This is a genomic window from Kitasatospora sp. SC0581, from assembly GCF_048159585.1.
Classification (GTDB): domain Bacteria; phylum Actinomycetota; class Actinomycetes; order Streptomycetales; family Streptomycetaceae; genus Kitasatospora.
Map to the genome: position 1 here is coordinate 98529 of NZ_JBLRWA010000014.1, position 13290 is coordinate 111818.

General features: G+C 74.3%; 13 protein-coding genes. 9 read left to right on the forward strand and 4 right to left on the reverse strand.

The genetic code is table 11. The annotated features are described in order from the left end of the window. Positions 1-37: 37 nt before the first annotated feature. Complete coding sequence (locus tag ACLWS4_RS21945) at positions 38-877, reverse strand: class I SAM-dependent methyltransferase (protein ID WP_416874974.1); 840 nt, start codon at positions 875-877, stop codon at positions 38-40. Between the two features lie 123 nt (positions 878-1000). On the opposite strand from ACLWS4_RS21945, the gene ACLWS4_RS21950 reads away from it, so the two are divergent. Beyond that, positions 1001-1591, forward strand: coding sequence for a DinB family protein (locus ACLWS4_RS21950; protein WP_416874975.1), 591 nt, complete (start codon positions 1001-1003; stop codon positions 1589-1591). A gap of 76 nt (positions 1592-1667) precedes the next feature. Here ACLWS4_RS21950 and ACLWS4_RS21955 read toward each other — a convergent pair whose 3' ends face one another. Then, a complete protein-coding gene (locus ACLWS4_RS21955; protein WP_416874976.1) occupies positions 1668-2225 on the reverse strand; it encodes an ATP-binding protein in 558 nt (185 codons plus the stop codon). Between the two features lie 92 nt (positions 2226-2317). Between ACLWS4_RS21955 and ACLWS4_RS21960 the strand changes: the two genes are divergently transcribed. The 6 genes from ACLWS4_RS21960 to ACLWS4_RS21985 all read left to right on the forward strand — a co-directional run bounded on the left by ACLWS4_RS21960 (position 2318) and on the right by ACLWS4_RS21985 (position 7381). Next, entirely contained in the window at positions 2318-2443 is a 126-nt protein-coding gene (locus tag ACLWS4_RS21960; protein ID WP_416874977.1) for a hypothetical protein, read from the forward strand. 165 nt (positions 2444-2608) lie between these two features. Then, a complete protein-coding gene (locus ACLWS4_RS21965; protein ID WP_416874978.1) occupies positions 2609-3298 on the forward strand; it encodes a hypothetical protein in 690 nt (229 codons plus the stop codon). Between the two features lie 128 nt (positions 3299-3426). Continuing rightward, positions 3427-4563 (forward strand): SUKH-4 family immunity protein, encoded by a 1137-nt coding sequence (locus tag ACLWS4_RS21970; protein WP_416874979.1) that lies wholly within the window; start codon positions 3427-3429, stop codon positions 4561-4563. Positions 4564-4674: 111 nt separating this feature from the next. Continuing rightward, positions 4675-4998 carry a DUF6191 domain-containing protein gene (locus ACLWS4_RS21975; protein ID WP_416874980.1) on the forward strand — a complete coding sequence of 108 codons (324 nt, stop codon included), beginning with the start codon at positions 4675-4677 and terminating at the stop codon, positions 4996-4998. Positions 4999-5437: 439 nt separating this feature from the next. Then, positions 5438-6481 carry a DUF2332 domain-containing protein gene (locus tag ACLWS4_RS21980; RefSeq protein ID WP_416874981.1) on the forward strand — a complete coding sequence of 348 codons (1044 nt, stop codon included), beginning with the start codon at positions 5438-5440 and terminating at the stop codon, positions 6479-6481. A gap of 141 nt (positions 6482-6622) precedes the next feature. Further along, positions 6623-7381 (forward strand): MerR family transcriptional regulator, encoded by a 759-nt coding sequence (locus ACLWS4_RS21985; RefSeq protein WP_375875231.1) that lies wholly within the window; start codon positions 6623-6625, stop codon positions 7379-7381. Between the two features lie 139 nt (positions 7382-7520). Here ACLWS4_RS21985 and ACLWS4_RS21990 read toward each other — a convergent pair whose 3' ends face one another. Both ACLWS4_RS21990 and ACLWS4_RS21995 read right to left on the reverse strand, forming a co-directional pair. Continuing rightward, complete coding sequence (locus ACLWS4_RS21990) at positions 7521-9914, reverse strand: FtsX-like permease family protein (RefSeq protein ID WP_416874982.1); 2394 nt, start codon at positions 9912-9914, stop codon at positions 7521-7523. After that, on the reverse strand, positions 9911-10624 hold the full coding sequence (locus ACLWS4_RS21995) for an ABC transporter ATP-binding protein (protein WP_416874983.1): 714 nt from the start codon (positions 10622-10624) through the stop codon (positions 9911-9913). The genes ACLWS4_RS21990 and ACLWS4_RS21995 overlap by 4 nt, the downstream gene beginning before the upstream one ends. A gap of 301 nt (positions 10625-10925) precedes the next feature. On the opposite strand from ACLWS4_RS21995, the gene ACLWS4_RS22000 reads away from it, so the two are divergent. Next, positions 10926-12374, forward strand: a complete 1449-nt coding sequence (locus tag ACLWS4_RS22000) for a histidine kinase (RefSeq protein WP_416874984.1) — start codon at positions 10926-10928, stop codon at positions 12372-12374. Beyond that, positions 12326-12973: a response regulator gene (locus ACLWS4_RS22005; protein WP_049655241.1), complete on the forward strand. Its 648-nt coding sequence runs from the start codon at positions 12326-12328 to the stop codon at positions 12971-12973. The genes ACLWS4_RS22000 and ACLWS4_RS22005 overlap by 49 nt, the downstream gene beginning before the upstream one ends. Positions 12974-13290 lie beyond the last annotated feature (317 nt).

Sequence of the window (13290 nt, forward strand, 5' to 3'; positions counted from 1 at the left end):
CATCCTCCCCCGTGGGAGCGTTGACGGCCCCGGACCGTCAACGCTCTTCCGTGGTGCGCCAGATGAACACCTCGCTGCTCGGCTGCCGCTCCGAGAAGAGCCCCGACGGCGAGGTCCGGGCGAGGAGGAGGCGGAGGTCCGCCTCGAAGGCCGGACGGCGCTCGGCGAAGAGGTGCGGGGCCGAGGAGGAGAGCGCGAAGACGCCCGCGACCGCGTCGTCGGCCGTGCGCTCCAGCGGCCGTCCGCCCGGGACGACGATCCGCTGCGGGCCGGCGAAGCCCGCCCGGGCGAGGACGGCGGCCTCGTCGCCCGGCGTGCCGTGCGGCAGCAGCCCCTGCCCGGCGCGGCGGACCGGGCCAAGGTAGCGCCGGACCAGCCCGTCGATCGCGGCGTACGGGACCGGCGGGTGCGGCAGCCCCTCGGTGGGACGCGGTTCGCCCTTCAGGTCCGAGACGTGCGCCAGGGCGCCGCCGGGCCGCAGCATGCGCCGTACGGTCGCCGCCACCAGGTCGCGGTCCATCCAGTGGAAGGACTGGCCGAAGACCGCCAGTGTGAAGGTGCCGAGGCCCGGCGGCAGTTCCTCGGCCCGGGCCCGCACCCAGGTGGCCTTGGGCTCCTCGGCGCCCACGCGGCGCGCCTCGGCGATCATCCCGGCATCCGGGTCCACCCCGACGACCTCGTCGAACAGGTGGGCCAGCCCCAGCGCCAGCGTGCCCGGCCCGCACCCCACGTCGAGCAGCCGCCCCCGCCCGTCGAGCCCCAGCGCCCCGGCCAGCGCCTCCGCCAGTCCAGGGGCGTACGGGAGCCTGCCCCGGGTGTAGTGGGCGGCCGTTCCGGCGAACAGCGTCTCGTCCCAGGACCAGGCGTCGCCGGTCATGGCTGCTCCTCACAGGTCTGTTTCGGGTGAACAGGCTTGATCATGGCACGGGTTGACGCCTGGTCGGGGCGGGTGGGACCGGAAATCAATGGACAGGCATCATGCGATCAACAGACTGATCCCATGACCACTGCAGATGACAAGAACGACCTCCGGATCTACATCCAGGACGCCCGCGACGCCCTGCTCTGGAAGCTCGAAGGCCTCTCCGAGTACGACCTGCGCCGCCCGCTCACCCCCACCGGAACCAACCTGCTGGGCCTGGTCAAGCACGTCACCGGCGCCGAGGCGCTGTACTTCGGCGACACCTTCGGCCACCCCTTCCCCGAGCCGGCCCCGGTGTGGATCACCGGCCAGACCGAGCCGAACGGCGACCTGTGGGCGCGGGCGGACGAGAGCACCGACGAGGTCGTCGGGCGCTACCGACGGGTCTGGGCGCACTCCGACGCCACCATCGAGGCCCTGCCGCTGGACGCCGTCGGCAAGGTGCCGTTCGGCGCCCGCCATGAGCAGACCCTGCACCGGGTACTCGTCCACATGATCGCCGAGACCCACCGCCACGTCGGCCACGCCGACCTGGTCCGCGAACTCGTCGACGGCGCCACCGGCCAGCGCTCCGACGGCGCCAACACCGCCCCCGGCGACACCGACTGGTGGCGGGCCCACCACGACCGCGTGGAGCGGGCGGCCCGGGAGGCCGGCGGCCTCGCCTGAGCCGGAGAGCGCCGGGAGGAGGGCAGCATCGCCTGAGCCGGAGAGCACCGGGAGGGCGGAGGAGCGGCCGGGGATCTCAGCCTCCGTGCCGGGCGGGCGCGCCGACGTGCCGCACGACGGCCGCCGCCCGGTCGGCGAGCGGCCCCGGGGCGATCGGGACGCACACGTACCCGAACCCGGCATAGGCCTCCCGGTGGATCCGCTCGAACCGCAACGACTCCTCGTACGAGATGCGCCGCGCCTCGGTCGGGGTGACGAAGCCCGGGCTCTCCACGAAGAACACCTCGCGTTCGTACACCTCCTCCGCCCGGATGCGATTCAACTCCCGGGCAAGGAAAGGGGTCACGGGATGACCGAGGTACACCGCCAGGGCGTACGTGCACACCGGCGAGCGGTCGAAGAACCGCACCTCCCCCGGCCCGCCGACGGCCCCCTCCTGCCGCTGCCGCTGCAGGGCGACCACCGCGTCCACGAACGACGGGTCCGTCCACGGCTCCGGCACGCCCTGGGCCTGCCGCAGCGCGATAACGTCCGTGGCGGCCTCCTCGACCACCGGGTAGCCCGCGCACTCCAACCACCGCAGGACCGCCGTCTTCCCGGCCCCCGGGGTACCGGTCAGCAGGTAGCGCTTCATCCCCGCACTCTACGGGGCCGGGGTGGCGGGTGCGGGGCGCCGTAGGGTGTCGGACATCGGGGGCAGGGCACGGGCACACGGGAGCATGGGGCATGGGGGCATCCGGCGTGACGGACGAGGGACAGGGTGTGAGGATGGCCGTCCAATGCCCGGACTGCGGGGGCACCGCCGTCCGCAGCGTCGGCCAGTTCCTGCTGTACGGGCGGGAGTTGCGGTGAGACGCCGAGCGGTTCTGCCCCCGGTGCGCAGCCGTCTGCTGCGACTGGGGCCAGGAGGCCGCACCCCGGGACATCCGCGAGGCGCTGCTGACCACCCACGGACCGGCCCGGCTCCGGCTCTCCGCACCGCTCACCGACCCGGCGGCCACCCTGGCCGCACTGCGGGTGCTCCGCGAGGGCTCGGGGCTCCCGCTCCGGCAGACCCGGGAACTCCTCGACGAGCTGCGGGACTTCGGCCTGAGCGGGACGACCGTCGAGATGGCGTACTGGCGGGTGCGGCTGGCCGAACGGGGAGTCGCGGCGGAGACGGCGGACGGCTTCGGACGGGCGTACCGGTACGTGGGACCGCCGGAACTGCGGCCGGGGGACGACGGCGGGACGGGCACCGGACACGGCCAACCGGTACGGACAGCAGGCGAGTTCGCCGCCTGGGCGGAGGAGCGGGCGGAGCGGACGGCGGCGGAGCTCGCGGAGCCGTTCACCTTCGTGGTCGGCCTCGGCGGCACACTGCGGCTCGCTCCGCGCCGTAGCGAGCATGTGGCCTGCGCGGGTGGGGAGTTGGTGCTGAGCGCCGGGGAGATCGGGTTCCGGCGTTCGCGGGACGGCTGGGAGGTCGAGACGGTCGGCAACCACTCCACCGGCTACTGCCCCGACACCACCTCCTGGCCCGCCGTCGCCGCCGCCCTCACCCTCGTCGGACTCCCGCACCCCGGCGCCTTCACCCACGCCGTGGTCTTCCGCCGCTGCCCGCGGTGCGGCAACTGCAACCTCGTCCGCGAGGAGCACTACGCCTGCGCCTTCTGCGACGCGGACCTGCCCGAGCACTGGAACGTCGACGAGGTCGCGCTGGCGTGATCCGCGCGGGCCACCGCACCCCACCGCCCCCACCCACAGCGCACCTCAGCACTGTCAGGCCGGACCGCTAGGGTCTGTGGGTCACGGGGCAGGCCGGGAAAGGGTGGGGGCACGTGAGGTGTGAGCGGGTGGCGGAGCTGCCGGGTGGGGTGGTGCACGCGGGGAGCCGGGAGTTCCTGGTGCGGGAGGGGCTGCCGGCGGCCGGGGCGTTCCTGGACTTCGAGGCGCTCCGGGGCGGGGAGCTGACGGCGTTCCCTGCGGAAGCGGAGCGGCTGTTCGTCCTCGGGGAGACGGAGTACTGCACGCCGTTCGCCGCCGGCGGCAGCCTGGTGCTGCTGGACGGGGTGACCGGTGAGGTGTTCCTGGACAACGGCGGCCCGCGCCGCGACCTGCTGGCCTCCGGCCTGACCGCGCTGGCGGGCCTGGTGCGCGAGGTCGACACGGTGGCCGAGGCGGCGCTGCGCCCGGAGGCGCTGGACGGGCGGCGCGGGCCGGCCGTCCTGGCCGAGGTGCTGGCAGGAGCCGAACGGCGGATGCGGGAGATCGATCCCGGCCTGTTCCGCGACGGCTCCGCACCGCCCCCGCACTGGGGCACCGCGCTGCTGGTGCGGGCGCTGGGCTGGGGCGCCCTGCCGGGCGGTCCGGGCGGGCCCGCGTACGCGATAGCCCCGGAGCTGGTGGCGGAGCTGGCCGCGCTGACGGACGAGGACGGCGGCCCCGGCCGGGTGCACCGCTTCCGGCCCGCCGAGCTGCCCGCCGCCCTGGTCCACGAGCCGACCCGGCGGCTGCTGACCGAGGTCGGCCTGCCGCTGGGCGGGGCGATGTTCGGGGTGTGCGAGGAGCCGTTGGTCACCATGGGCGAGGCCTACCCCGAGTACTTCGACGGCGAGGAGGAACGCCCGTACCAGCGGGACTTCCTCGCCCTCGGGGACTGGCCGACCGACCTCACGATCGCCCTGGACGGCGCCACCGGCCGACTGGAGCTGCCGGACTGGTACGACGACGGCCACCCCGAGGCCTACCTCAACCGCGACCTGTCCGCCCTGCTCTACGCCCTCTGGACGTACGAGCGGCTGCGCGCCGAATGGGACCGCTGGGACTACGGCCGGGCCCGGGAGACATGGTCGGTGTTCGATCCGCAGGCACTGCTGAGCGCGGTGGTGGACCGGCTGGTGGAGGCCGTCGACCCGGAGGCGTTCGCCTCGCCCGGCTGCTCCTGGCGGCTGCTCGCCGAGGACGGCCACATGGGCGGCCTGCTGGGCTGAACGCCCAGGAGCCGTTGCCGCCGGTTCACGCCGAGCGGCGGCCGACCGGCGCCGCCGTGGACGGCGGCAACGGCCAGGAACGGATGTGTCACCTCCACGCGTTGGACCGACATGGTGATGATGGCGGGTCTGCTCCTCATGGCAGTACTGGTGATCGTGCCCTTCACACTGGCCTCGATCCGGCATCTCGTGGTGCGATCGGGCAGCCCGCGATGGTTGTGCCGCCGCCTGACCACCCGGACGCGAAGGAGCGGACTCGGCCTTGGCGCCACCGCGACCGAGGAGTTGCACGCCTTCTTCAATGCCAACAAGCGCGTGCAGATCGAGCAGCGGCGGACTCAACTGGTCCTACGGGACGACGACCACGCCGGCGCCCCGCTTCGCCTGGGTATCGACTTGGGCGCCGGCACCGCAGTCGTCCGACAGCAGCGGTAGTTCACCCTCCTTCTCCTTGCGCCCGACGCGTGCTGGGGCCTGCCGAACTCGCGGACGAGCCCTGGGAAGCGGCCTGGGGAGCTGCTCCTGGACGATGACGCGCTCGCCCTCACCGTTGGGTTCCTCGAAGGCGGCGAAGTGGCGTTCCAGAAGGTCATCGGAGACGGTGACGCTGTTCACCGCAGGCCCACCACCGAACTCATGCTCGCCCGACGGGCCACCTGCCGGTCACCCGGTGGCCGATCCACCGGGCCGGTACGCCCCGAACCCAGTCGCTCCCAAGGCCGTGAGCTCCCCACCACCCGACGGTCACGGCGGACCGCGCCACTCCCGCTTCACCGTCCCGGAGAGCACTTGGGGTCAGCGGGTGGCACGTCGGGCCGGGCGTAGGCTGGGCCGATTCGATCACTCGCGAAGGCGTCGAAAGGACCGGTGGGGGATGCGCGGCGACACGGAGGAGCTCTACCGGGCGTTCGCGGAGCGGGAGGCGCGCGGGAACTCGCCGATCTACCAGGAACTGGCCGAAGGCGTCGCCGGGGACGGGCAGTTGCGCGCACTGCTGGACGGGCTTCCGGCCGCGAAGCGGCAGCCGAACCTGCTGTTCGGCGCGGTCCGGCACCTGGGTGGGCCGGTGACGGAGGGCTGGCCGGCCTTCCGCGACTGGGCGGCGCAGCGGTGGGCCGAGGTCTCGGCGACGATGCTGGAGCGGCGGACACAGACCAACGAGGCGGGCCGCTGCGCCACCCTGCTGCCGCTGCTGGCCGCGCTGCCGCAGCCGCTCGCCCTGATCGAGGTGGGCGCCTCGGCCGGGCTCTGCCTGTACCCGGACCGGTATCGGTACCGGTACCTGGCCGGGGACCAGGACGGGGACGGGCAGGGGGACGGGGACGGACATGAGCGTGGGGCCGGTGCCCCGGTCGCCGAGTTCGGCGCCGCCGCGAGCCCGGTGACGCTGGACTGCGTGGTGAGCGGGCCGGTGCCGCTCCCCGACTCCCTGCGGGAACGGCTGCCCGAGGTGGTGTGGCGGGCCGGGATCGACCTCAATCCGTTGGACGTGCGGGCCGAGGAGGACATGCGCTGGCTGGAGTCGCTGGTCTGGCCCGAGCAGACCCACCGGCTGGAGCGGCTGCGCGGCGCCGTCCGGGTCGCCCGGGCCGAACCGCCGCTGCTGGTGCGCGGCGATCTCAACGCGACGGTACGGGAGTTGGTCGCGCGGGCCCCGGCGGGGGCGACGCCGGTGGTGTTCCACAGCGCGGTGCTCGCGTACCTGCCGCCGGAGGAGCGGGAGGAGTTCGCGGCGACGATGCGTGAACTGCCCGGGCACTGGATCTCCAACGAGGCCGTCTCGGTGCTGCCGGCCGTCGCCCGACGCCTCCCCCGCCCGGCGGCCGTCGCCGGGCTGTTCGCGCTCGCCCTGGACGAGCGGCCGGTGGCCTTCACCGGACCGCACGGGCAGTCCCTGGACTGGTTCGGCGAGGCCTGAGCGGCCGTACGACAACGTGCGGGCAGCGTGGAAGTCCCGGGCTTGAAGCTGCCGCAGCGGCAGCTTCTACCGTCGTGACCAGGGCCGGAGAACCGGCCCTGGTCCACGCGAACGTGGGATGTGGAAACGAGGGAGGCAACCATGGCCTGGCCCATCGCCGAGGTGGCCCGGATGTCCGGTGTGACGGCCAGGACCCTGCGGCACTACGACGAGATCGGGCTGCTGCCCCCGGCCTGGATCGGCTCCAACGGCCACCGCTACTACGAGGAGCGGCAGCTGCTCCAGCTGCAACAGATCCTGGTACTGCGGGCACTGGGCGTGGGGCTGACCGAGATCGCCCGGATCCTGAGCGATCAGGTGGACGAGCTGGAGGCCTTGCGGGGCCACCGCCGGCGGCTGGTCGCCGAGCGCGACCGGCTCGACGCCCTGGCCGCCACCGTTTCCCGCACGATCGCCGACCTGGAACGCTCCCAGAAGGACGGCACACCCATGACCATCAACCGCCCCGAGAACCTGTTCGAGGGCATCCAGCCCGACGACGTCGACGCGAGCCTGCGCGACTTCCCCGAGCACGCCGAGGCGGCCCGGCGCGCGACCGCCGCGATGACCCCGGCCGAGATCGAGGCCGGGCAGCGCGAGCGGACCGCCCGCATGATCCGCCTGGCGGAGCTGAAGGCCGCCGGCCACCCGGCCGACGCCGAGGCCGTGCAGAGCACGGTCGAGGAGGAGTACCGGCTGCTCCACGACTTCCGGTCCGTCTCGACCGAGGAGTACCTGGCGATCGCCCGCTCCTGCACCGAGAACGAGCAGTGGAGCGCCGCGTACGAGGCCATCGCCCCGGGCCTGGCCGCGTACCAGCGTGCTGCCATGGAGGCGTACGCGGCGGCACGGCTGTCCTGAGCCGGGCCTGATCCGGGCCTTGATCGGACGGCCTGGGTCGGCCCTGCCCGGCCCGGCCCTGTCTGGGAGCCTTACGGGGGGTTCCCAGACGGGGCCGGGTACCGGGTTTTGTTTCGTTTCCTGGCCCTCCCCCGCGTCGTCACTCCGTCCGCAGCGCCGTGACCGTCCTGGTGCGGGCCGCCCAGGTGGCCGGGAGGACGGCTCCGAGCAGGGCCAGCACCAGGCCGCCGAGTATCAGCGGCCCCACCACCGACGGGGCGAACACGGCGAGGTCAGCATCCGGCACCCCGATTCCGGCGGCCCGTGCCATCGCGGGCATCACCCGGTGGTGCACCAGGATGCCGATCGGGACCCCGATCACCCCGGCCGCCAGCCCGCTGCCGCAGACCGAGGTGAGCACCATGCCGACGGTCTGCCGGGGTGACATCCCGAGCGCCTTGAGCACCCCGAGGTCGTGCACCCGCTCCCGGGTGTCCAGCAGCACGGTGTTGAGCACCCCGAGTCCCGCCACCACGGAGAGCAGCAGCGTGAGCGTGCCCGCCAGGGTGTTCATCGCCAGCACCACGATGCTGAGGTGCTCCTCTCCGGGGTCGGCGCTCAGGCCCAGCGGCTTCACGGCCTGGTCCAGCCCGTCGGCGTAGGACTTCGCATCGGTGCCCGGGGTGAGGTCGATGTGGAAGGTGAGCGCCTCGGCGTGGATCGCGCCGCCGAGCGGCGCCAGCGTGGACCGGTCCGTGAACACCAGGTCGTTGGTGGTCAGGACCTCGCCGGTGATCTTCGCCGGGGTGCTGCGTCCGTGGTCGGTGAGGGTGACGGTGTCACCGACCTTCGCCTGGGTAGCCCGCAGGGTGGCGGCGGCCACCACGACCTCGCCGGGGCCGTGGAACCAGCGGCCGGAGACCAGTTGGAAGCCGCTCCAGGAGGTGTCGCCGCTGAACGCGACCACTTCGGAGCGCCCGGTGCTGCCGGCCAGGGCGACCGGGGTCGGGACGGTGCTGTACCAGGCCCGGGTGCCCGGGCGGGAGTCGACGGCCCTGGCCACGGCCGCCTCGTCCACGTGGTCGGCGGACGGCGCGGCGCCGTCGAACGGGGTCTGGACCACCACCTTGCCCGCGCGGTCGGCCGCCAGACCGTCCTGGATCGAGCCCAGCGAGAGCGTCAGGCCGACGCAGAGGGTGACCCCGACCGTACCGAGCACCACGGCGGCCCCGGTGGTCGCCGAGCGGCCCGGCCGGTTGAGCGGGGAGGCCAGCCCGAGGCTGAGCGCCCGTGGCACCGGCAGCCGGCCGATCAGCTCCTGCGCCCGGGACACCGGGCCCACCGCCCCCGCCCCACCGACCGTGCCGCGGGCGGCTGCCCGCTTGGCGCCCGGCGCCGTCCGGCCGACCGCGAGCGCCTCCACCGTCCGCAGCCGCCCGGCCCGCAGCGCCGGCACCAGCGCGGTGCCCGCCACCGCCCCCAGGGCCGCCACCGCGACCACGACGTCCACCCAGACCGGGATGCCGAGCAGCCCTCCGCGCAGGGCCTTGTGAGCCAGCCCGAGGACCGGTACGGACAGCAGGTTGCCGAGGAGCACACCGAGCGCCGTGCCGACCCCGGCGGGTATCAGCGCCTGGCCGACGTAGGCGCGCGCCACCTGGGCCGGGGTGAAGCCCAGGGACTTGAGGATGCCGATCCGCCGGGTGGCGGCGCTGACGGCGCCGCTGACCACGACTCCGATGATCAGCACCGACATGGCCAGGCCGAGCACCCCGAAGGCCGTGACGAACGGAACGAAGGTCGAGGCCGTCCGGTTCGCCTCCTCCTGGGCGGGCCGGTAGGAGGTGGCCCTGGCGAGCGCCCCGCCCGGGACCGCGGCGGCCAGTGCAGCGCGGTCGGCCTCCACCTCGGCGTCGCCGCCGGCGTGGGCGAAGCGGTAGAGGTACTGGACGGAGGGCTCCGTTCCGGGCGCCGTCAGCCCGGCCACCTGCTCCGGGGCGACCCAGCCGTCCGCGCTCCAGGAGACCGAGGCCGCCAGGCCGACGACCTTGAGCATCGGATGCCCCGGCAGCTCCGGGAACTCCATGCTGTCGCCGACCGCCAGCGGCGAGTGCCCGTCCAGGAACACCACCTCGCCGGGGCCGGCGACCCAGCGGCCTTTGGTGATCCGCAGGCCGTCCAGCGGGCCGTCCTGGGCGCGGCCGACCAGCGTCATCGGCGGCAGCGGGCTCCCGGCCGGCGGGATCCGGGTATCAGGGCCGGAGCGCGGCTGGACGGCGACCGCCTGGTAGGGGCCGGCCGAGGCCGTCACGCCGGGCGCGTGGGTCGTCGCGGCGAGCTGGGCGGGGCTCGCCCTGGCCTGGTCGTACAGCACGTTGAGGTGGGCGCCGCGCTGGTCGGCGAAGGAGCGCTGGTACGGGCCCTGGGCGGCGACCAGCAGCCCGAGCGCGAGGATGCACGCCGTCACGGACACCATCGTGGTGAGCACCATCACCAGGGTCTGCACCCGCCGGCGGCCGACCCCGGCGCGCACCACCTTGCCGAGCGCGCTCATCGGCCACCGCCCGGTGCCGGCACGGCCGCCGTGTCCCGGACCAGCCGGCCGTCGAGCAGTTCGATCGTCCGGTCGGCGCAGGCCTCGGCGAGCGCGGTGTCATGGGTGACCAGCAGGATCGTCTGGCCCTCCGCGTTGAGCCCGCGCAGCAGGTCGCGGACGTCGGCGGCGGAGGCGGTGTCCAGCGCCCCGGTGGGCTCGTCGGCCAGCAGCAGCGGCGGACGGTTCATCAGCGACCGGGCGACCGCGACCCGCTGGCGCTCCCCGCCGGAGAGCCGGCCGGGGAAGGCCTTGGCGTGCCGGGCCACCCCCAGCCGCTCCAGCAGCTCCCCGGCCCGGGCCCGCGCCTGCTCCCGCCGCATCCCGGCCAGCTGGGCCGGGAGCAGCACGTTGTCCTCCGCGGTCAGGTCGTCCAGCAGGTTGAAGAACTGGAACACCATGCCGATCCGCGCCCGCCGGTACTCGGCCAGCGCGGCCTCGCCGAGCCGGTGCACGGCGACGCCGTCCACCTCCACCTCGCCCTCGCTCGGGCGGTCGAGGCCGGCGATCAGGTTCAGCAGGGTGGACTTGCCGCTGCCCGAACGGCCGAGCACGGCCAGTGCCTCGCCGGCCCGGACCTCCAGGTCGAGCCCGGCCAGGGCGGGACGGGCGGCGTCAGATCGGTCGTACGTCTTGCTGACGCCGCGGATCCGGATGATCGGCGCGTTCACGGGCCCTCCACTGTTCGGCGTCCGGCCCCGGGAAGCCCGGGCCGGCTGACGGAACATCACGCTACGAATCGGCGGCGGGGTGCCGACAGCCGTCTGGACGGCCTCTGCGGGGTGTATCCAGATACACCCCGAACTGGGTGTTCAGGCCTAGAGCACCAGGGGCCCCGGCCGGGCAGACTGACCCAGCGAAAGATCGGAACCGGGGTCCGCGGGGCCCCGGAACGACAGCTTCGGAACCGCGGCTTCGGGCCGCGGCACCGCGGCCTCCGGGCGGGGCCGCGCAAGGGAGAGGGGGCGCGTCATGGACGCGGGAGTGCTGAACGGACTGGCCCTGCGGGTCGGCCGGGCGTGTGCGGACGGGGTGCGCGCCTGGTACGCGGTGACGCTGGCCGTGACGGGGTTCCTCGCACTGCTGGCGGGGCCGGTCCTGCTGGCCACCGCGCTGTTCGGTCCGGACGAGCCCGGGGACTTCACCCCGGGCGGGCCGCTGATCCTGGCGGTGCCGATGGCACCGGTCGCCCTGTGGGCGCTCTGCTGGGCCACCGGGGGCGGCGGCCGGGCGGTCGGCGCCGCGCTGTTCGCTCCGGGGACGATAGCGCTGATGGCGGCCCACCTCTACGGCGGTGCGGCGCCGGGCGGCCGGTCCGGTTCGGTCTGGCTGGCGCCCGCACTGCTGGTGCTCGGGCTGTTCGGCACCCGCTGGATCGCGACGGAGAGCAGGCGCACCGTCGGGAAGTGGAGCGGGCGGCCGATACCGGTGCCGTACCGCCGGCCGGTCCGCGCCGGGGCCTGGCCGCGGCTGCGGGCCGGCGGCTGGCTCACCGACCCGGCGACCTGGCGGGACTTCGCCTGGACGCTGCTCACCGGCGCCACCGTGCTGCTCACCGCCGCGATCGTCGTGCTGACCCCGGTCGCCCTGGAGGTCTTCGGCCGGAACGGACCGTTCTTCGCCCTGGGCGTCGTCTACTCGATGGGCCTGACCATCGCCCCGTTGGCCGTCCTGTGGGCCGCCCCGCCGGCCCTGCGGATCCACGAGAAGGCCGCCCGGGCCCTGCTCGGGCCCTCCCGCCGGGCCGAGCTGGCCCGCCAGGTCAGCCATCTCGCGCGGACCAGGGCGGACACCATCGACGCCGGCGCGGCCGAGCTGCGCCGGATCGAGCGGGACCTGCACGACGGGGCGCAGGCCCGGCTGGTCGCACTGGGCATGCTGCTGACCGTGGCCGAGCAGCTGAAGGACGACCCGGACGCCCTCGGGCCGCTGCTGGCCGAGGCCCGGCTGTCCTCGGTGAAGGCGCTGGGCGAGCTGCGGGACCTGGTCCGCGGGATCCACCCCCCGGTGCTCGCCGACCGCGGCCTGGCCGACGCGGTGCGGGCGACGGCGCTGGACCTGCCGCTGCCGGTCGGCTTCACCGGCGGCCTGCCCGGCCGGGCTCCCGCCCCGGTGGAGTCGGCCGCCTACTTCGCGGTGACGGAGCTGCTGGCCAACGTGGTGAAGCACGCCGGGGCCTCGCGGGTGTGGATCGAGATAGGGCACAGTGACGGGCTGCTGCGGATATCGGTCACCGACGACGGGCGCGGCGGCGCCGAGCCGTCCCGGGGAACCGGCCTCAGCGGAACCGAACGCCGACTGGCCGCCTTCGACGGGGTGCTCGCGATCAGCAGCCCGCCCGGTGGGCCGACCATCGTGAACCTGGAGATCCCGTGCGCGTTGTCATCGCCGAAGACCTCTTCCTCCTCCGGGACGGACTGACCCGGCTGCTGGAGGCCAACGGCATGAAGGTCACCGCGGCGGTGGAGGACGGCGAGCAGCTGCTCGCCGCGGTGGCCGCGGACCGGCCCGACATCGCCGTGGTGGACGTCCGGCTGCCCCCGAGCTTCACCGACGAGGGCCTGCGGGCGGCGCTGGCGGCCCGTCAGGCCCACCCGGGCCTGCCCGTCCTGGTGCTGTCGCAGTTCGTGGAGCAGCTGTACGCCCGCGAGCTGCTGGCCGGCAGCACCGGCGGGATCGGCTACCTGCTCAAGGACCGGGTGATGGACGGCACCCAGTTCATCGACGCCGTACGGCGGGTCGCCCAGGGCGGCACCGCGATGGATCCGGAGGTGATCACCCGGCTGCTCACCCACAACTCCTCGGCCGGCCCGGTCTCCACGCTCTCCCCGCGCGAGCGGCAGGTGCTCGGACTGATGGCGGAGGGCCGGTCCAATGCGGCGATCGCCCAGCAGCTGGTGATCACCGAGCGGGCCGTCGCCAAGCACACCGCGTCGATCTTCGTCCGGCTCGACCTCCAGCCCTCCGACGACGACAACCGCCGGGTCCTGGCCGTCCTGGCCTACCTCAACAACTCCTGAACGACTCCCGAACGACTCCCGAAAGGAGCCGCCACCGCCCACACTCCGGCGCCACCGTCCCACAACTTGATAGATCACCGACAAATGGCGAGTGGCCCTCCGCTGCAGGGGGCTCGCCTGCCGCAGAACGGGTCAATTAGGCTGGTGGGGTGCTCATCCTTGTTCGCCGCCGCCACGTGGACCTGCTCCGCGTGACGACCATGTCCTGTCGACGCTCCGGCTGAACCTCGCGCCACCCACCCTCAACGGCGACCCCTGCCCGGCCGCCACCACCTCCCGGCCCCGGAGCACCCGCCGCACCAGGCACAGCTCCGGCC